This window comes from Treponema pectinovorum (genome assembly GCF_900497595.1).
GTDB lineage: Bacteria > Spirochaetota > Spirochaetia > Treponematales > Treponemataceae > Treponema_D > Treponema_D pectinovorum.
The window spans coordinates 230,118-249,259 of sequence record NZ_UFQO01000002.1 but is presented as its reverse complement, the minus strand read 5'-3'; the positions used below and the strand labels follow the sequence as shown (position 1 = coordinate 249,259).

The 19,142-nt window shown below is 45.8% G+C and carries 26 protein-coding genes; 18 read left to right on the top strand and 8 right to left on the bottom strand.

Annotated features, from left to right (window positions below; all coding sequences use genetic code 11):
• Position 1: 1 nt before the first annotated feature.
• The 5 genes from FXX65_RS03480 to FXX65_RS09825 form a co-directional block, all read right to left on the bottom strand.
• A complete protein-coding gene (locus tag FXX65_RS03480; protein WP_147615107.1) occupies positions 2-856 on the bottom strand; it encodes a hypothetical protein in 855 nt (284 codons plus the stop codon).
• A 50-nt stretch (positions 857-906) separates the two neighbouring features.
• On the bottom strand, positions 907-1,206 hold the full coding sequence (locus FXX65_RS03475) for a hypothetical protein (RefSeq protein WP_147615106.1): 300 nt from the start codon (positions 1,204-1,206) through the stop codon (positions 907-909).
• Between the two features lie 144 nt (positions 1,207-1,350).
• Positions 1,351-1,962, bottom strand: coding sequence for a DUF3164 family protein (locus FXX65_RS03470; protein ID WP_147615105.1), 612 nt, complete (start codon positions 1,960-1,962; stop codon positions 1,351-1,353).
• Positions 1,963-1,972: 10 nt separating this feature from the next.
• On the bottom strand, positions 1,973-2,245 hold the full coding sequence (locus FXX65_RS03465; RefSeq protein WP_147615104.1) for a hypothetical protein: 273 nt from the start codon (positions 2,243-2,245) through the stop codon (positions 1,973-1,975).
• Positions 2,242-2,496: a helix-turn-helix domain-containing protein gene (locus FXX65_RS09825; protein ID WP_147615103.1), complete on the bottom strand. Its 255-nt coding sequence runs from the start codon at positions 2,494-2,496 to the stop codon at positions 2,242-2,244. Before FXX65_RS09825 ends, FXX65_RS03465 begins: the two co-directional genes overlap by 4 nt.
• Positions 2,497-2,675: 179 nt before the next feature.
• On the opposite strand from FXX65_RS09825, the gene FXX65_RS03455 reads away from it, so the two are divergent.
• Positions 2,676-3,449, top strand: a complete 774-nt coding sequence (locus FXX65_RS03455) for an XRE family transcriptional regulator (protein WP_187116204.1) — start codon at positions 2,676-2,678, stop codon at positions 3,447-3,449.
• A gap of 12 nt (positions 3,450-3,461) precedes the next feature.
• Positions 3,462-4,067 (top strand): hypothetical protein, encoded by a 606-nt coding sequence (locus FXX65_RS03450; protein WP_147615101.1) that lies wholly within the window; start codon positions 3,462-3,464, stop codon positions 4,065-4,067.
• Positions 4,068-4,115: 48 nt separating this feature from the next.
• On the opposite strand, the gene FXX65_RS03445 is transcribed toward FXX65_RS03450, so the two are convergent.
• A complete protein-coding gene (locus FXX65_RS03445; protein WP_187116203.1) occupies positions 4,116-4,598 on the bottom strand; it encodes a phage tail assembly chaperone in 483 nt (160 codons plus the stop codon).
• Positions 4,599-4,718: 120 nt separating this feature from the next.
• On the opposite strand from FXX65_RS03445, the gene FXX65_RS03440 reads away from it, so the two are divergent.
• From FXX65_RS03440 to FXX65_RS03365, 15 genes are all read left to right on the top strand, one after another.
• Positions 4,719-5,276 (top strand): hypothetical protein, encoded by a 558-nt coding sequence (locus FXX65_RS03440; RefSeq protein WP_147615099.1) that lies wholly within the window; start codon positions 4,719-4,721, stop codon positions 5,274-5,276.
• Entirely contained in the window at positions 5,276-5,584 is a 309-nt protein-coding gene (locus FXX65_RS03435; protein ID WP_147615098.1) for a hypothetical protein, read from the top strand. The genes FXX65_RS03440 and FXX65_RS03435 overlap by 1 nt, the downstream gene beginning before the upstream one ends.
• Before the next feature lie 119 nt (positions 5,585-5,703).
• Entirely contained in the window at positions 5,704-6,096 is a 393-nt protein-coding gene (locus FXX65_RS09620) for a hypothetical protein (RefSeq protein WP_187116202.1), read from the top strand.
• Positions 6,097-6,172: 76 nt separating this feature from the next.
• Positions 6,173-6,559, top strand: a complete 387-nt coding sequence (locus tag FXX65_RS03420) for a DUF4094 domain-containing protein (protein ID WP_147615095.1) — start codon at positions 6,173-6,175, stop codon at positions 6,557-6,559.
• Positions 6,556-6,840, top strand: a complete 285-nt coding sequence (locus FXX65_RS03415; protein ID WP_147615094.1) for a hypothetical protein — start codon at positions 6,556-6,558, stop codon at positions 6,838-6,840. The genes FXX65_RS03420 and FXX65_RS03415 overlap by 4 nt, the downstream gene beginning before the upstream one ends.
• A gap of 3 nt (positions 6,841-6,843) precedes the next feature.
• A complete protein-coding gene (locus FXX65_RS03410) occupies positions 6,844-7,401 on the top strand; it encodes a DUF3486 family protein (protein ID WP_147615093.1) in 558 nt (185 codons plus the stop codon).
• The gene (locus FXX65_RS03405; protein WP_147615092.1) at positions 7,398-8,882 is read left to right on the top strand and encodes a terminase large subunit domain-containing protein; all 1,485 of its coding nucleotides are present in this window, start codon (positions 7,398-7,400) and stop codon (positions 8,880-8,882) included. The genes FXX65_RS03410 and FXX65_RS03405 overlap by 4 nt, the downstream gene beginning before the upstream one ends.
• Complete coding sequence (locus FXX65_RS03400) at positions 8,876-10,453, top strand: phage portal protein family protein (protein WP_147615091.1); 1,578 nt, start codon at positions 8,876-8,878, stop codon at positions 10,451-10,453. Before FXX65_RS03405 ends, FXX65_RS03400 begins: the two co-directional genes overlap by 7 nt.
• Before the next feature lie 3 nt (positions 10,454-10,456).
• Positions 10,457-10,642 (top strand): hypothetical protein, encoded by a 186-nt coding sequence (locus FXX65_RS03395; RefSeq protein ID WP_147615090.1) that lies wholly within the window; start codon positions 10,457-10,459, stop codon positions 10,640-10,642.
• The gene (locus FXX65_RS03390) at positions 10,642-11,943 is read left to right on the top strand and encodes a phage head morphogenesis protein (RefSeq protein ID WP_147615089.1); all 1,302 of its coding nucleotides are present in this window, start codon (positions 10,642-10,644) and stop codon (positions 11,941-11,943) included. Before FXX65_RS03395 ends, FXX65_RS03390 begins: the two co-directional genes overlap by 1 nt.
• A gap of 298 nt (positions 11,944-12,241) precedes the next feature.
• Positions 12,242-12,457, top strand: coding sequence for a hypothetical protein (locus tag FXX65_RS03385; protein ID WP_147615088.1), 216 nt, complete (start codon positions 12,242-12,244; stop codon positions 12,455-12,457).
• Positions 12,458-12,517: 60 nt separating this feature from the next.
• Positions 12,518-12,721 (top strand): hypothetical protein, encoded by a 204-nt coding sequence (locus FXX65_RS03380; protein WP_147615087.1) that lies wholly within the window; start codon positions 12,518-12,520, stop codon positions 12,719-12,721.
• Positions 12,718-13,026, top strand: a complete 309-nt coding sequence (locus tag FXX65_RS03375) for a DUF4406 domain-containing protein (RefSeq protein WP_147615086.1) — start codon at positions 12,718-12,720, stop codon at positions 13,024-13,026. The genes FXX65_RS03380 and FXX65_RS03375 overlap by 4 nt, the downstream gene beginning before the upstream one ends.
• Positions 13,027-13,030: 4 nt before the next feature.
• Positions 13,031-13,702, top strand: coding sequence for a DUF2786 domain-containing protein (locus FXX65_RS03370; RefSeq protein WP_187116201.1), 672 nt, complete (start codon positions 13,031-13,033; stop codon positions 13,700-13,702).
• Positions 13,703-13,758: 56 nt separating this feature from the next.
• A complete protein-coding gene (locus tag FXX65_RS03365; protein WP_222704216.1) occupies positions 13,759-14,103 on the top strand; it encodes a hypothetical protein in 345 nt (114 codons plus the stop codon).
• Between the two features lie 23 nt (positions 14,104-14,126).
• Here FXX65_RS03365 and FXX65_RS03360 read toward each other — a convergent pair whose 3' ends face one another.
• On the bottom strand, positions 14,127-16,169 hold the full coding sequence (locus tag FXX65_RS03360) for a pectate lyase family protein (RefSeq protein WP_187116200.1): 2,043 nt from the start codon (positions 16,167-16,169) through the stop codon (positions 14,127-14,129).
• Between the two features lie 108 nt (positions 16,170-16,277).
• Complete coding sequence (locus FXX65_RS03355; protein WP_147615083.1) at positions 16,278-17,918, bottom strand: MBL fold metallo-hydrolase RNA specificity domain-containing protein; 1,641 nt, start codon at positions 17,916-17,918, stop codon at positions 16,278-16,280.
• 126 nt (positions 17,919-18,044) lie between these two features.
• On the opposite strand from FXX65_RS03355, the gene FXX65_RS03350 reads away from it, so the two are divergent.
• On the top strand, positions 18,045-19,115 hold the full coding sequence (locus FXX65_RS03350; RefSeq protein ID WP_147615082.1) for a DUF2804 family protein: 1,071 nt from the start codon (positions 18,045-18,047) through the stop codon (positions 19,113-19,115).
• The last annotated feature ends 27 nt before the right edge of the window (positions 19,116-19,142 follow it).

Sequence of the window (19,142 nt, the reverse complement as noted above, 5' to 3'; positions counted from 1 at the left end):
GCTATTCCTCCTGTCTCGCGGGGCGGATGTTCTCCATGTCCTGCATAAGTTCTTGGTAGGTGTCGTCAAGCAGGGAAGCAATCCAAGAAGCGTCCTCAATCCACTTGTCAAGCTGCTCTACCGTAACGCCCTCGGTTTCCTGTGCGTTGGCAATCAGAATCCGTGCGCTCGTAAGTGTGTCTTTTGCCACCGAGAGCGAGCCCACAAGGCTCTTGCGCATTTCGTCAAGAGCGAGTCCAGCAAGTTGCTCCTGTGTTGGTGGCTGTCTGCCAGCCACTTCCATTTCAAGCGCGGAGATTGTGCTTTCCTTTTTGCACACGACTTCTTCAAGTGCAATCCGCTCGTCCTCGCGCTCTTTCTTTTCCTTGCGGAGCGCGTTTCGCAATTCGCGGATTGACATTTTTGCGATGTCGTCAACCGTTCCAAGCCCGGAAACTTCCGCTCCGTCAGAAAGTTGAGCCACATCGTCATCATCAAGAACTGTAAGTGCCTTGATTTTTGAACTGCCCAAATTCGCCAACGTTGGCGAATTTCCGAATTTTCTAGCCGCCGCCATTGCATAGTTTGCACTTCGAGAGGCAAGCCCCAAATCTTCAACGGCAGCCATGAAACTGCCGTGTTCCTCGTGGTTCTTTATCAGAATCAACTGCGCACCAAGACCGAGCAAACCGTTAGCCATCTGCTCTTGGTACATACGAGCCTTTTCCATGCAAAGATGAAGATTGTATGTTTCCCCATTTTCCAAGAAACGCTCGTCGTCAGAACGGAGCACAAGCTCACGGTTTTCTGCGTCTTGCGACATAGCGTCAAGAGCCTGTGTCGCTCCGTCTGAATCTTCAAGTTTTCGTCTACCCATTGTTTTTCTCCACCGTTTTCAAATTCGCCAACGTTGGCGAATTTGATTTTTTATTGCATTGCGGAAGCGTAACGCGCCTCTTCCTCGCTCAGCGACAGCCGGGCTTTCTGATAACTTTTCATTATCTGCCCGGCGACACCGCCGAACTTCTCGGAGAGCCTCCAAGCCCCCTTTCTGTTGCGGGTAACAAGTTCAAACTTTTCAAAGATTGCCATGTCCCTGCAAATGTTTGATTCCGAAGTGCCAAGCAAAGCGGAAAGTTCCTTGTTGCTCATGCCGTCTTGGTGATTTTTACCCAAGACAAGTGCCTCCGCCAAAATTCGCTCTTGGCTTGAAAGTTTTTCGTTCATACACACCTCACCGGATTTTCATCCGCAATGCGGCATCCCTAATCGCAATCCCCATGCGCTGAATGCCGCGACAATGAATGCGCTCGCCGAAGTCTTTGATTCTCATGCCCCACCTGTACACAAAGCCCATCACCGCGCACCCCCTTACAAAGCCGCCACATCAAGCGGAATCTGCTTGTAGCTGCCGTCCTGCTGACGCTCATAAAAGCGCATGTAGGTTTTTGAACTTGCGACCTGCATACTCTCGCTGATTGCGTCCATCGCTTTTTTCCAAGTGCTGTCCTTGATGTTGAGCCGTCGCAAGCCCAAGACACGGCTCGTGCTGACAAGCCCGCTTTTTCCAACATTGAAAGCATCATCCACGATTGCCCGCAGATTTTCGTTTGCGCCCTCGCTCCAACTGGCAATGCATTTGTCAATCAACTGCTTTGCCACCTGCAACTTCTCGTTGAACTGGATTGTGTCATTAACGGCGACCATGATCTTGTATTTGCCGTCAAAACTCGTGAGCGTAACATTGCCCTTAGAGCCGCCGTATTTCCGTGCGCCGGAATCCTTCGCGCTTTCCGCAAGGAAGTCCTGCACACGAAGCCAGATGTCGCGCTTGAACTCAATGAGCCTGTCGCGCTCCGCGAAGGTGTCCTTCATGATTGAGGTAACAGTTTCGTGCCGTTTCCAGTCGATTGGTTTGATTGCCGAAATAGGGGTGAGTTTTCCCTGTGCGTCCTCAATGTAGTCTTTTAAATCTTTTGCCATAGTGGTCTCCTTAATAAAGTCTTTTCAAAATGTCCTGCATAAATGCAGTAGGTGAATCGCCTTCAACCATAACGGACTTTCTGTATCCGTTTTTGAAAACGATGTCCACGCAACCGTTACGGTCGCTCCATTCAAGACAGCGAACGGAAAGTCTTGGTGTGTTTGAAAGCACCCCCCCGAACTGAATTCGCGTACGCTCCAAATCTTCCTGCCACCGCAACAAACTTCGTCGTCTTTCGGTTTTTGGTTTTGGAAACATCGGATTTGAAAAATCCCATTTCATGCAGCGCCCCTTCTCGGAATTGCCAAGAGGTCGCTCAGTGATGAGAAGCCTAAAATGTCGCAGAGAACGATGTAGACTTTTGATGATGATGTTCGCCCTGCAAGCACATTTGACACTTGCGATTGGGAACACCCAGCGCGGGCGGCAATCTCTGTCTGCGTAACCCCACGCAAACGAAGCTGATAACCAACCCATTTACCCTTGTCAGAATTCAACCTTTGCAGGCAGGGGCTTTTTGTGGTATAATACATAAAATCTTCCTTGTAGGATTTTTCCTACGGCTTGTTTTTTCAACCGAAAGAATCAGTTTCAGAGCCTTTTCTTTCGGTTTTTTTGTTAGCAGTAAATAAATAATTATTTATTGCCGATAATTTAATTATAGCAGAAACTTCTAAATTGTCAAGAAGAAAATGCTAAAATAGAGGTTTTCTTGGAAAATTTAGCAGAAATTCTAAAGCAAATTCGGCTAGAATCGGGGGTAAGTCAAGCAGAATTTGCTAAAAAAATCGGTGTATCGCAAAGAACTTGGTCGGCTTATGAATCGGGGGAAACGCGCCCGAAAGTCGCAACTTTACTCGCATTGTCAAGCATGGGCTATGAAATTCCCGATGTTACTTTAGGTTCATATCAAGGCTCTGAAACAACAGGAAGTGCGGGCGCGGCGTTAAGGCGGCAACTTGAAGCAGAAACGCAACTTTCCGCAGTGAGGGATTTTGACATTTTTAGATTAAAACACGGAACAACCGTGCCAATCGCCGCAAAGGAAACTGATTTTGATGCGCTTGTTCTTCTTCCAGTTTTCACACAAACAGCGGCGGCAGGTCGAGGTCAGCCCGAAACTCAATTACAAGAAATTGACAGATACATCCCGATCGTGTTGGAAATGCTCGGCGGTGCGAATCCCAAGAACTGTGGTATCGTGCGTGTCGTAGGCGACAGTATGACGGACATGAACTTGTTTAACGGCGACTTCGTGATTTTTGACCGAACGCAAACAGAGGGCGATGGCGTGTATGTAATCAGCATTGGAACTGATGTGCGCGTCAAGCACTTGGAATATCGTCCGATTGAGCGCAAAATCGTCATCAGCTCGGAGAACGCAAAACGCTACCCTAATCCGGAAATCATCTCGTATGAACAGGCTGAAAGCCTTTTGCAGATACACGGCAAAGTGGTTAGTTGGCTGCACAGAAATCCGTATTAGGGGAGATGAAACATGGGAGCATTGATAGGTACTTGTGTTTTTGGGTTAGTATTGTTTCTTACAGGTTTTCTTTTTTTGAAACTTCAAAAAAAAGGTGTTGCAATTTTTGAATTTATAGCTGGCGGACTTTTTCTTGTTGCAGGAGTTTTGGCAATTATTCTTTCTGCCAACCAAGCAAAAAGTGAGCATTATAAATTTTCGCAATTTAAGTCAGATTACAAGAAAGCCGCAAAAATATGTGGAGTTCCATATACACTAGAAAATGATGTTAGGCAAAACATATATTTTCTTACAGATACAACCGTACTTTATATAACGGAAAATAAGATACACGAAATAACGGGGTTCAATGTTTCCATATCAGGAAATAAAACCGATGGTTTCTTTGACGACAGTAATTATGCGCTTGCCGTTGTTTGTGCCGTTGAAGATTTAAAAACTCCAAATGAAGCGGCTGACTTCATAAACTCCGTTCTTGATTTGCCACTGGATAAATACATAACAGGAAAATCTGGCTTCAAGTATTCTCACGGCTTGCAAGCAGAAAGCACAATAGGCTTCAACATTTCCAAAACTTTTATGACTTGGGATGAAGTTGTAAAAAAAGCGAATCAGTAATTCCTTTTTCTTTTAACCGCCGCTAATGCACAACGGCGGCTTTTTTCTCTACACCGCCAGCACGGGAAACACCACATCACGTGGGAATCCGCTCTGGCTTGGAAGGTCGCGCAACTCCTGCACATAGACAAGAATCGTCTCGTAAACTTCCGTACTGTCGGTGGTCTCCAAGCCGAGCGCGGACTGCTGCTCGTACCTCTGAATTCGCCACTGCACAGCCTCAATCAGAGCGTCACGCTCACGCCGCACACGCTCGGCAATCTCCTCGTCGCTCGGTGGCGGAGGGTCTTCCAAAGTCGGTTTTTCACCTTTATGGAATGTTATGACCTTGCCCGCCGACTGTCCGTCCATCAGAGCCATGTGTTCGGCATTCGTCAGTATGACAAAATCAGAAAGCCCTATCGTTCCGTCCTCGTCCAAAACCGAATCGGGGAGATAAAATCCGTAGTTCTCGCCGTCTTTCGTTCCAGCGAACACGACACCACTGTAGTCGGGCTTGGCATCTTCCGAAGTCTCTTTTTCTTCGTCCATAGGAATCTCCTTGAAAATTGATATGTCAAAGTATACAGCCCCGCTCGTTTCCATATCTTTTAACCGCAGTTAAGACATCCGAAAATCCTCTCCCTGCTATTCTGTGGGGAGAGGTGAAAAATGAACAATCTGAAATTCGAGATGTGGCGCGACAAGCGGAGCTACGACTTCCGCGCCGAAAAGTCCAAGCCCGACAGCTTCGGCAACAACTGGCTTCACAACAGCATTGACCATATCCTTCTCATCAAAGGCGACAAAGTGCTTTTCACGGCTAACTGCCAGAGCGTGGCGAACTACTGCTTCGGGGAGATGTCGCCGGGCGACAGTCTGCCACACGGAGACACCGTCGCGCCCGGAAACTTCACCGTGCGCTGCTTCGTAGAGCCGAGGAACTTCCACGGCGAAATCCACGCAATCACAAGCACGACCGACCTTGACGGTCAGAGAATAGACAGAAACGCCATGCAGATTTCCGCAAGGGGCTTCCAAAACGGACGCTGGCTCATCCACGACCGATTCTCAAAGAAGCTCGGACGCGACACGAACTATGCTTGGAGTGCGGGCTGCTTCATTCTCTCATCAATAGACCTTGAAGCCCTGAACGAAACGCTAAAGAAAGAGGGCGTAAAGCCGGGCGACGAGATATTGGGCGAACTAATCGAACAGAGGGTAATGTGATGAATGTTGACTTGCAGCAGTTTCTTCCGGCGGCGGTAATAGTCGCCATAATACTCACGGTTTTGCTCACGGAAATCGTCAAAAAGGCGGACAAGAAGGACAAGCTCAAAGGCTACAGGATTTATGTTCCGGCACTGCTGAGCGGGCTTGAATCAGCATCGCTTGCGTTCGGCGAGTTCTTCACTTGGAAGCAGGCACCGTTCTACTGGGCTGTCATCTTCGCGGTGAGCGTGTTCGGCTACGAGGCAATCTACCGAAAAATCAAGGCATGGATTGGCGTTGATGAAGAGACTTCTCCAAATAATTAAATCAGTGCTTTGCGTAATCGGCTTGCTGGCGGTCGGAATCCTTACGGGCGCACTACTCACAAAGAAACTGAAGCTTGAAAATACCGATGAAGCAGAAAAGGCAAAAGAGGACAAGAAGAATGAGATTGAAAGCACTCCCGCTGATGTGCTTGTTGCTTCTAGCGACAACGCAAACGAACTGGGCGCAATCAAGGACGGAATCAAGTCTGACTTCCGGGAGCGAATACGGAATAGACTTGAATCGGAGCTACACGGGCTCGGAAGTGGAAGCCCTGCTACAGATAGTGACGGAGGAATCGGAACAGGCGATTGACCGCGCATTCAACGAGGGCTACAAGCAAGGTCTGCTCGCTTCCGCTCCCGATGCGGAATACTGGAAGGCAAAAGCCATGCAGTCCGAATTGGAAATCAAGCGTCTAAAGCGCGCGCGGTGGATTTTTGCGGTCGGCGGATTCGGTGTGGGCTTCATTGTCGGCGGCGGATTCGGCTTTTCCATACGGCTACAGAACTGACCTCACTCTTTTTAATAACGCCTGTTAAAGTACGGGCGTTGTTTTGTTTTGGTAACATTCATTCAACGGAGCAAATATGGAAATCGCAAAATTCGTACTTTCATGCGTGGGAAGTTTCATAGCCGTGTCAACCTTCTTCATGGGAATTTGGAAAGCCTACGCAAAAAAGACAGACGACAGAATTCAGTCAATCAGACAGTCCGCAGACAGGCAGATTCAGGAAGTAAAGGCGGAATCTGCGGCAGAAATAAAGGACGTGAGGCAAGGCTCTATCGCTAAGACGGAGAAACTGGAGAAGCGCATCGAATCACTTGAAAAAGCAGTCACCGAACTTCAGAAGGATTTGAACGCGAATGTCGGACAACGGCTCTCGAACATAGAGGGCGAGATGAAGGGCATGAACAACATCCTGAAGCAGATACAAGGCTGGTTCATCAACAACACGCCGAGAGGTGAAAAATGAAAGACATATTCATCGGCAACCAACGAATCATAATCCTGCAGGGAATCGAAAAGAACATAACGCTCTCAAACGAAATGGCGCAAAGGCTTCTGCGTGTCTACGGACACACGATCCCGCTTGAAAGCGTGAATGCAATCTGCTTTTGGCTTGAAAATCGGGGGCTTGTTCTGATAGAACGTCTTGCGGAGAACCTTTTCACAATGAAGCTCACAAAACACGGTCGGGAAGTTGCTCTGGGCTATGCCCGCGAGGACGGCGTGGATTTGCCCGTGGAGGATTAGCACATGGGACAGAAATCAAGCATCGACAGGCTTCCGCCGGAGCTGCGCGAAAAACTGATTGAACTCTTGCAGAACCCGGCAATAACGCAGAAAGAAATCGTTGACGAAATCAACAAGGCTGCGGGCGAAACCGTTGTGTCAAAGAGCGGCGTGAACCGCTACAAACTGCGCATGGACAGGTTCGCCGCCAAGAGCCGGGAAGCCCGTGAGGTCGCGGACGCATACATCGAAAAATACGGCACGGAGAACCGTAACAAACTCGGAAAAGTCGTGAACGAATATATCAAACTGATGGTGTTTGACCTCACCACCGAACTGGAGGAACTAAAAGACTCGGACGGCGAAATAAAGCCGGAGGACTTGGCGGACATCATCTATAAGGTCTCACGCGCAATCAAGGAACTTGAACAGGCTGAAAAATTAAACGCTCAGCGTGAGGCGGAAATCAAAGCCGCCGTGCAGAAAGAAACTGCCGAAAAGGTGGAGACAGTCTGCAAGCAAAACGGCGTGTCAAAAGACACTATGGACATGGTTCTCAAAGAGGTATTCAACATACAATGACACTTGAGGAAGCCCGCAACACAGCAATTTTTCTCCAATACCAGATAGACTGGCTGATGGACGACTCCCCATTGAAACTTTGGGAAAAGAGCCGCCGAATCGGCGCGTCTTGGTGCGAGGCGTTCTTCACGGCAAAACTCGCATCGCTCACAAAGCCGTCGGGCGGCATGGACTGCTTCTATATGGCTTACGAAAAAGAAATGACACAGCAGTTCATCTCCGATGTGGCATTCTGGGCAAAGGCACTGAACAAGGCTTGCGGCGACATTGAGGAAGTCGTCATAAAGGACGAGGACAAGGACATTCTTCTTTACAAAATTCGCTTCGCTTCTGGCTTCGAGGTGTGGGCTTTGCCGTCAAAGGCTAGGCTTCTGCGCTCCAAGCAGGGACATTTCATCTTTGACGAGGCGGCGTTTGCTGACGAGTTCCGCGAAATCATTAAGGCTGCCCATGCGTTCCGGATCTGGGGCGGCTCTATCTCAATTCTCTCAACGCACAACGGGGAAGAAAACCCATTCAATGAGCTGATTCAGGAAGTCAAGGACGGAAAGAAAAAATGGTCGCTCCATCACACCACAATCGAAAACGCACTTTCCGACGGACTTTACAAGAGAATCTGCGCCGTGCAGAACAAAAAATGGTCAAAGGAAGCACAGGACGATTGGCTTAAAGACTTGCTTGACGAGGCTGGCGACTTCGCAGATGAAGAATACTTTTGCATACCGACAAGGGCGGGAGAGCGTTACTTCCCAGTTGAACTCGTGCGCTCGGTAGCCGTCAAGGACAAGAGCGTTTTCCGCTTCGCCGCTTCCGATTCATTCACATTTGAGAAGTCAGATAAGCGCGAAAAAGAAATCAGAAAATGGTTCAAGACCGTAAAGCCGACATTGCTTTCAACCGACCTTCCCGTCTGCGTTGGCGAGGACTTCGCGCGTAGCGGCGACATCACCGTGCTTCACTTCGACATGGAACTTCCTGACGATTCGACCGACACGCTATGCGAAATCGAGTTGCGCAATGTGCCGTTCGAACAGCAAAGGCAGTTCATTCAGTTGTGCTTTGACACGCTGAAAAACTTTGACGGTGCGGCATTTGATAGCCGTGGAAACGGTCAGATGATTGCGGAATGGGCGGCTCAGGAATACCCCGGCTGTATCTTCCCGGTGATGATTACCCGCAAATGGTACGCGGAGAATTTTCCGTCACTCAAAAGTGCGTTCGAGGAAAACAAATCGAACATTCCCGACGACAGCTTCATAAAGGACGATTACAGGGTTGTAGGACTTTTGCAGGGCGTTCCGCTCATAACCGACAGAACCGGAAGCGGACGAAACAAACGGCACGGCGACTCGTGCATCGCAAAGCTGATGGCACATTTTGCACATCGGGAACTTGAAGGAGCGGGCTATCAGGAGATGACTTATGAGGCGGTCGAAACGCCGAACAAATACAGATTTTCAAAAGAGGATGACGAATGGTAGACGGCAAGACAGAAACTGACGAAAAAAAAGACATCAAGAAAAATCTCGGAATCGAACAGGCGTTTGCTGTTCCCTATACAAACAGAACTCCGTGGGCTGATTTCGGCATACTGCAACGGCTATCGCCCGAAAAACTTTCCGGCATACTCCGTGATGTCCGTGACGGCGAATGTCCCGCCGAATACCTGGAGCTTGCGCAGGACATGGAGATGCACGACCTTCATTACCGCTCGGTTCTTTCCACAAGAAAGGACGCTGTTTGTGGTCTTGAAATCAGAGTTGAGCCAGCAAGCGACGACAAGCGCGACATGGAGATTGCAAAGGCAGTCGAAGACGACATCATTCAGAATCGCTCGGCGCGTTTTGTGCCGCTTGTGCGTGATATGCTTGACGCACTCGCAAAGGGCTTCTCCGCTGTGGAAATCACATGGAACACAAGCGGAAAAACTTGGAAGCCGCAGAAATACGCATGGAAAGACCCGCGTTGGTTTCAGTATGACAAGGAGACGGGACAGACGCTCATGCTACGCGACGAGCTGACAACCGAACTTCATTCGCTGCTCCCCAATAAATTCATAATCCACGAGCCGCACTTGATAAGCGGAACGCAGATTGCGGGCGGGCTTGCGCTCCCTGCGCTCTTTTATTTCATGCTCAAAAGTTACGATGTCACTAGCTGGGCAGCATTCATCGACCGCTACGGCTTCCCGATAAGGCTCGGAAAATACAGCCGCAAGGCAACGAAGGACGACATCAACACGCTCCGCCGTGCGGTCGCCTCAATCGGGGCAGACTTCGGCGCGGTCATTCCCGAAGGTGCGGAAATCGAAATCATCGAGTCCAAGACATCAAACGAGAATTCCGAAGCCTATCAGAAAATGGCGACTTGGATAGACAAGCAGATTTCAAAACTCGTACTCGGTCAGACGATGACAACGGACGACGGCTCAAGCCGTGCGCAGGGCGAAGTCCACGAGGAAGTGCGGCAGGACATTGCCACGGCTGACGCGCTCGCCGTAGCCGACACTCTCAACTCAATGCTCGTCGTGCCTTATGTCAAACTCAACTTTGGCGAGCAGGAACGCTATCCCGAAATCGTGCTTTACAAGCCCGACGAGCAGAACATTGAGCAAGTCGTGGACGCAATCGAAAAGCTCGCACCGCACGGACTTACGGTAAAGGCAGAGGAAATCCGCTCAATGCTTGGACTGTCAAAGCCGGAGGAAGATGACGAGATAATCGGCGGCAGAATGCCCGTGTCCGACTTCCCAAGTGACGAGTCGGAGCGGAACGCCACAGAACTCAACGCCGCTAAAGCCGGAAAAAGCAGCGCGGACGGCGGCGGCATGGTCGGCGACTTGGAAACTGAATTTTCGGGCGACTTCATTCCGATAAGCGACGAGATAGCCGAGGTCTTGGAAAAGGCTGCCGACAACTCAACGGATTTTGACGGCTTCAAGTCGGAACTTGAAAAACTCGCCGCCGACTGGTCGCCCGACAAAATCGCCGAGCTTATGGCTGTCGCCTTCTTCTCCGCACGTGCTAAAGGCGACAGCAAATTTGAGGGGTAGATTATGGACGAAAGAGAAAAGGAAATCGTAAAGAAAATTGTACATCCGTTATACACGGTTGAATATCTTGAAAACTGGATAAAGCGAAATGACAATGTTTTCACGAACGCGCCTGCTGCATTGGAAGCCTGCACCGCAAAGGGATTCTATGCCGCCGTTAGACTGATTGCAAAATGGGAGCGTGAATAATGCCTGACACTCTCATTCCCAAACGCGCTCTGGACTACATCAGGAACAAGAAACTAAAGCCCGCGTTCTCATACAAGGACGTGTGGAACGAGGAACACGCGGCATCGTTCACCGTGGCAAAAGCCATGCAACTTGATGTACTCGCCGACATCAAGGGCGAGGTTGAAAAGGCAATCAAGGACGGCACGACATTCGAGCAGTTCAAGAAAAGCCTGAAGCCCACGCTTATTCAGAAAGGCTGGTGGGGTCGGCGCGAAATGACAGACCCGCTCACAGGCGAAACCGTGAACGCACAGCTCGGAAGCGACAGGCGGCTAAAGACAATCTATCAAACAAACCTCAGAAGCGCGTACCAGAAAGGACAGTACGACCGCACGATGGAAAGCACATCACACCCATACCTGATGTACAGAATCGGAGCGAGCGTACACCACCGCGAGCAGCACTTGCGATGGAACAACCTCATTCTTCCGAAGGACGACCCGCTCTGGAACTCAATTTTTCCGCCCAACGGCTACGGTTGTAAGTGCTACACCGTAGCCGTCAGCGAAGCCCGCAAGCAGAAATACGAGCAGAACGGAGTGCCGGCATACAACCCCGGCACGCAGAAAACCATGCGGCTTCCGGTTCAGACCACCGCGCCGCGCATGACATATACGCTCTATGAAAATACCAGAAAAGGAATAATAGAGCGAATACCGAAAGGCATAACTCCCGGTTTTAATTGGAATCAGGGAAAAGCCGACAGGGTGTTTTCCTCTGTTCAGGCATTGGCAAATAAAAGTGAAGTGAAACTGGGAGAGCATAATTTTGATTTCTTGAAAACCGTGATTAACAACAAGATTTTCAGAGACAATTTTCAATCTTTCGTTGATAAAAGTTTCAGTGGAACATACAAGGGGCATGAGATTACGCCAGTAGGATTTCTCAATCCGAGAGTTACGAATTGGCTCAAAAAGAATGTCGGAATTGATGTCGGTACGAATACTGTAATCGGTCTTGAATCAAGGCTGATAAAAGGCATAAAAGCCACCCGCCATGCAATTCAAAAAAACGATGCGGAAATTTTGCTTGACACTATGCTGAACGGCAAGACCTATTGGTTAAAGGACAGCAACGGCAATTCGGCTAAAGACGGACTTCTGTATCTTTTTCCTGTAAACGAAAATGAATGGTTTAAAATCGCGGTAAGACCGAATGCAAGTGTGAACGGAATAACATCGGCGTTTATCCGCTCAGTTGGCTATGTACCGAATTCTACAATAGCGGATATGCTGTTGTGGCTGACAGAAATAAAATAAGGCTTGAACAGGGACGCGACCGCGATAGCTGACAGCCCGATGACATCGCAATATGAACAAGCCTATGTCCCGATAATAACTCCCCCCGCAAACTAAGTCAAGAAGCATTTTAACCGCCGTTAAGATACTCAGGCGGTTTTCTTTTTCTATACTTAACATACACTTTCATCGGACGCAGGACGCTGGCGGAAAGCCCACCGCTCAAAGCCAGCGTCCTTTTTCTCCGTTGAAACCCTGAATTCGAATGGTGATTCATTTTCAGAAAATCTAACCGCGCAAGTGGAAGGAGGTGATGCCGATGAGCAAAATTGTCAGGTGTCTGGTCAGTTTCTGGCTTTGGATTGCGGTGATACTCGTGTCATTCATGATGCTCGTAATCTCCATAGTCGCGAGCCATGTTCCGACCGTTGCCGTAGCGATTTTTGCGGTGGTCATATTCGCCATGTCACTCACCGTGGCAATCGTGAACCCCGGAATCTTCGCGAAGCAGACCACCACGGCGACAGCCACCTAGCGCGACCAAAACCGTGAGGTGAGAAAAAAAAGAAAACTTGTGCATTTTATGGGGCGGACAATGGCGGTATGGAAGAACGGCAGGAACATGGATTTTCTGCACGGCAAAAACAAACTTACGCACGGAGATGTGCAAACGGCTGTGAACAGCATGACTTTCTGCGGATTGCAGACCGCCGCCGCCTCATTCTTTTTGCTCTGCCAAAAAATCGGCATCCCGCCGAAAGAAGCGGCAGAAATCCTAGAAAACGAGGGTAGGAAATGAAAGTGTATGTCGCGGGGAAAGTCACAGGACTTCCGAAAGACGAAATCTTCAAGAAATTCTACGAGAGCGCAAAGACGCTCAAAAAGGACGGGCATACCGTGATGTCGCCCGCCGTGCTTGCTCTGAACGAGGGCTTCGAGCATGGCGACTACATGCACATCTGCTTCGCGATGGTCGATGTATGCGATGCCGTGTTCATGCAAAAAGACTGGCAGCAGTCGAAGGGCGCAAGAATGGAATTGCAGTACGCGACCGACTGGAAGAAACAAATCCTCTACGAGGACGAATCCACGCGGGAGGAATAGGACGATGAAAGATGAAAGTGCAACGGAAAATTTAGAATCGGTTAAGCGCAGAGTAAAGAAACTGCTCGCCCTGTCAAAATCGCCGTGCGAGGCGGAAGCCGAGAGTGCGATGCGCAAGGCAAACGAACTCATGGCGGCGTATAAAATCAGCCAAAAGGAAATCTTGGACTTTATCTCAAAATCGGTGAAAGGAACTAAGCGAGTTAGCCGCTGGCGTACCATATTGGCGAATGCCGTTGAGAATGTATATGCGACTTGCCACTACAGAACGCCAGACGGGAAAGTCATTTTTTATGGCGAGGAACTTGATGTTTTCATGGCAACGGAAATGTACACCTACCTCTGCAAGACTATAGACCGAATGGCGAAGCAGAACATCCGCAAGAACGCAAAATACAAATATCGACAGTCATACCGCACAGGAATAGCAGACCAACTATGGCGCAGAATGTTCCATCTCGGCTGGAACTGCTCGTGGCGCAACCCCGAAGAACTGGATGCCCAAAAAAAAGCCGTGCAGGAATTCGTCAACACGATGGTCAAACTGGAAACACAGCCTATGAAAAAGAAAGCGGAAAATTCAACAGCCTACAACCGTGGCAGAATCGATGCCGACGGTGTGAGCCTTGCCCGGCAGATGACAGGAAGCGGCACAAGACGAATCGGGGATTGGTGATATTATGAAACCCAAATTCGCCAACGAGTGCGAATTTGGAATTAGGAGCATGGACGATGAAAGAAATACCGACACAAGGTTTTTACTTGAAAAAATACGGCACGCTCCCGAAACTGATAATGCCGATAAAAGGCTTTTGGCAGCGTCAAATTTGGGAAGGAATAAAGCACGAGGAATACCGCGAGATAAAGCCCTACTGGGAAAAACGGCTAGAAAAATTCAATGGCTTTGATGATTTTCCTGTCGGGCTTCGGGCAGGGTACAGCCGAAATTCGCCGTTCATAACCTGTCTTTGCACCTTGAAAAAAGGCGAAGGCTTTGAAAAATGGGGCGCAGAAAACGGCAAAAAATACTACATTTTCAAGATTTTGAAGGTCTACGATTCCGATTTTTGGAACTAAAAAAGGCTTTTTGACCGCTTGATTTATCGCACTATATGCAAACGCTTTGCACTATATTCCCGATAAATCCCGCCTTTTCCCAAAAATTCCCGCCTTTTCGCTTCCAAAACTCTATCTTTTCTTTGCTCTTTAAAATTTGAATCGCTTTGTCCAACACAATCTTTAACAGTCCAAACCCCTTGTCCAAGTCCAGAACTTGTATTCCAACATCCTACGGTTCTATCTGCACGAATATCTTTAAAATAGCAGTTATCTACATAAACTTTGCTTTCTGCACGGACTTCAATACCAGTAGATTGTGTGCCACCTGCAATTCCTTTGTAATAACTTGAATAGATATGTGCGCGTCCAAAGCGGAACAAAGGCTGCCTTGCATGAATATCTTTAAAATAGTTGTTGTAGAAAGTAAGGCGCACCAGAGAACCCATTGGCTGAGTTTCTGCCTTGTCGTTTGAACCACCACAGAGGCAAGCTTTCCAGTGGTCATGGAAAAAACTGTTAGAAACAGAAACAAACCTGCTCATTTCGCTTATATCAAGAAGTCCATCATAAAAGTCTTTCTTCCACTTTTGTTCAAGAGTAGTGCTTTCACCTTCTAAGTCTACAGGAAAGTTATGGTCATTAAAATTGATTGCGGTACCGTCAACTTCTTTTGGCTCAAGCGAAGAACTAAATTCGCAACTGTCAATCCAAACGTTTCGTCCGCCTTTAATGCTCAACGCATCGTTTCCTTTGCCACCAAAGTAGTCGTCGCCTATTACATCTCCAAAATGCAAATTTTTAACGATGACATTTGTTCCCATTATTTTTGGGTTTATGTTTTTAAATCCAAAATCGCTGCCTTGCACACCAATTACAGTTTTATTGGAGCCAATGTCAAATGTTGTACTTCGGTTTTTTAAGATGAATTTCGCTTCAGCTTCTGTTTTTCCTTTTTTGGTAAGTTTTGCAAGTTCTCTCTTATACTCTGCATTGTCTATCCATTCTGCTGCACTTATTCTTGCTTTTATCTTTATGATATAAGGCTCATTGCCAGAAATTTTTCCTCTATTTGAAACCAATTCTGCAAGAGTAGAAATTTCTATTGTTCCGCCACCAAAACCACCAGTTATTGTGTATGCAGTTCCTTCATCGTTAATTACATTTGCGTAACCTTCAAGCCCTGCCAATTCTGTAGCCTTATTAAAAGATTCTGGAATAAAGTGCGCATAAATCTTTGAATCATCTGATACAGTAAGGTTACAAGGATTTGCATTGGAATTTACATCGCCCCACCAAGCATCAAATTTATAGCCAGAATTTGCGGTTGCAGTAAGAGTTATTGTAGTTCCAGAAGTAACTGCACCTCCAGAACTTACAACAATTCCGTCAGCCTTTGCAACAGAAACACTACCCATAGAAGAAGTCCCTGGTTCTGAAGAATATATAACAGAAGCATAAGTTTCCGAAGGAGTTCCACCAGCTGTAAGACCTTTTCCAGTAACTATTAAATAGTCAATATTTGGCATTGCCTTTTGATCTGTTGTGTAAGTCTCTCCATTAAACGTATATGTTGTTGCCGCTTCGGCAGGCATAAGCGCTATTGTGTTTACACCTTTACGTAGACTCACACCTTCAACAAAGCCAGAATCAATCCATCTATTTGGGTCAACAACACCAGGAGTACCTTTTGCAGTAAATGCAGTTTTTATAGGAGACGTAGGATTTACGCAGGTTCCATTTACGTGTACAAAAATACCGCGCACAGGATTTGACCAATGACCGTAATGTATACCTATCTTTGCGTCTGTTATTGCAGTAGAAGCGGTTACGGTATAATAGATATTTGACGTTTCGCCTAAGTTTTCAATGTAGCCCTTAGAATAGCCAATCCATTTTGTATCATCAGTTTTTATCTTTCCATTTGTTTTTAAAAACCCAGTCGCATTTTCTTCAATATTTAAAGTCACAACTTCATTAACATTAGGAGAACTTCCTGAATTTCCTCCATCATCACTTTTACAAGAAAATGTTGCAAACATCATGGCAAAAGCCATTATAAAAGCGAGAGTTTTCACTTTTTTCATAATTCCTCCAAATTTAGTACTCATATCTCAAGTTAGAGATATTGAATTTTATGATATATATTGCCTTCAAAATAAAGGAATAAAATATTGTTTAATCTATGAAAAACTTTAATCAAGCGAATAAGTTTTTCCGTATTTTACAATTTCTACGTCTTTATAACCGTGTTTTTTTAGATATTCTTTAAGATAATCCTGTGCCTCTTTTTCTCCGTGTACCAAAAAAATTCTTTTTAAACGGCTTGTATCAATTTTTTTCAACCATTCAAGTTCTTCTTGATAATCCGCATGTGCAGAAAAGGCATTTATAGTTTCGATATGAGCATTAACCTGATACCATTCATCCATTATCTTAACTTCTTTTGCTCCGTCGCGGATTTTTCTTCCTAAAGTATTCTGTGCCATATAACCTACAATTAAAACAGTATTTTTAGGGTCGCTTATTCCATTTGCAAGATGATGAACAACTCGCCCGGCCTCACACATTCCATCGGCTGCAATTATTATCATAGGACCAGATTTTGTGTTAAGTTTTTTTGATTCTTCAACACTGGTTATCAAACTTAAAGAGGCAAAGCCAAAAGGATTTTTATGATGATCCAAAAATGCCTGTTCAATATCTCTACTATAACATTCTGGGTGAATTTGAAAGATACTTGTTGCATTTACAGCCATAGGAGAATCTATATAAATTGGAATCTGTGGAATTTTTTTCTGATCTACTAAAAGATGCAAATAATAAATCAATTCTTGCGTCCTTTCTATTGCAAACGCTGGAATTATGACCTTTCCTTTTCTATCTATTGCTCGACGAACAACTTTCCTTAATTCATCCATCGCAATTTCTGTGCCTTCGTGTCTACGGTTTCCGTAAGTGCTTTCAAGAAAAATATAATCTGGTGGCGGAACGTTGGTGCTAGGGTCTCTGATTATAGGTTTTGAAGTTCTACCAAGGTCGCCTGTATATAGAATACGGATTTCATCTTTGCCTTGCCTTCTGTCAAATCCAGAACGCCTTTCTTCGCCAGTATATTTTTTTTGCTCCTCCAAAGTTGCACGGCGGCGGTCATTTAGAGAGCGTCTTTCTTCCAAAGTTTTTTCTGACATTTCAGCAGATGTTAAAACATTTTTTTGAACAGAATGGCTTTTCCAGAAGAAGAGTTTGTTCCAAAGATTAAGTTTTTTTTCATCGAAAACCGCTTTTTCTCTCCCTCGCTGCCCTTTTATCGTAATAGAAGCGAACGCAGAACCCAAAATATGCCCCGCATCAAAAAACTCAAGTTCAACATCTGGCGCAATATACATCTTTCGATTGTAGCCCAGAGTAATTATTTGATTTTCCGCTTTTATGCAATCGGATTCTGTATAAAGTGGTTGCCAGTTGAATTTTTCGCCTTTTTTTAAAGCCTGCTTTCGTAAATATTCTGCATCTCTGCTTTGAATGCGTGCGCTATCCATTATCACCAAATCTGTAAGATCTCTGGTCGCTGGAGTCGCGTAAATATTTCCATCATATCCTTTTTTTGCTAAAAGTGGCAAAAGTCCACAATGGTCATAATGAGCGTGAGTCAATATGACGGTTTCTATTTTGTCGATGGGAATTTCAAAATTTCGGTTTTTTTGATCGGCAACTGCTCTCTTTCCTTGGAAGGCTCCGCAATCTATCATAAAAGCCCTGCCATCAATCTCAAAAATATGTTTAGAGCCAGTTACTTCTTCCGCAGCTCCCAATGAATAACATTCTACAGACATTTTTTCTCCTAAATAGATTTTATGCTGTAAAAATTGAATTCTCAAGCATTTTTAATAGGTAGCAAATTTTTAAAGATTTTTTAGGCATATTTGCATTTGTGTAACTCCCTGTTATATAATTGAATAATGTACTTTAGACAGATGTCGCCCCCTCCAGAATCGTTAATTAAAAACGGGCATGCAAACTTTGGCACTTTTTCAGGAGCCATTTCGCGTCTGGATATAAGGGGAATGAGAGCGCCTTTTGGAGGTGTTCCGCTTCCAGTTTTTATTTCAAATTTTCGCATAAAAAGTTTTTTGACTTTTACATTTAATGTAGGTCAGTATCTTGGCACAATAAGTTTTTTCGATGCAAAATTTTTTGGTCTTGCAGAAATAGACCTTTGGAACAAAGAAAACGGAAGAAAATATTGCTATAAAAGTATAATGGGACCTCGCCGTAGATTTATTCCACACAATATAGAACAAGGATTTTGTGCAAGTTTTAATCCACATCGATATATAAGGATTAGTTGGGATCACAAGCGGGATCGAATTTCAATAATTTTTAATGTAAAGGGTGATTCTGCCAGGCCTTCGTTCCAGGCAGCGCTTTCTGGACATTTTTCTGACCCTTGTGCTGCAGAAGTTACACAGTGCGTTCCTTTAAAATCTAGAAGGAGATGCTCTGCAACATATTGCGTTTCCACAGTTTTAAAAGGAAGTTTAACAACTGGAAAAACAAAAAAAAATTTGGGTCAAACAATAACCGAAGAAAATTCAAATTCGCTTTTAACAATAAATCGAGCATACTACGGCTATCTTTGTGAAGGTCAATCAATTTATGCAGCAGGTACAAGCAAAGGTCAAAATGTAGCATTTTCCATTTTGAACACACAAAGTTCAACTGTAGATCCAGAAGCAGAAAACCAAAATATTTTAATTGTAGATGGAGTTTCAACTCCGCTACCACCTGTAAAAATGACTCATCCATTTGGTATAAACAAAAAATGGATTATTCAAGACACACAAAATATGGTTGATCTGACCTTTGAACCTATATCGCAAATATACAGAGATGTTCAAGCGTTTGCACTAAAATTTTTAATAAAGACAATCTATGGGAAATTCGAAGGAGTATTAAAAACAAAAGATGGGCAAGACATACAGATAAACGGATTTGCAGGAATCGCAAAAGACCAATTTTTAAGAATCTAGTTTTACAATTTTTGATTTTCTAGCGGA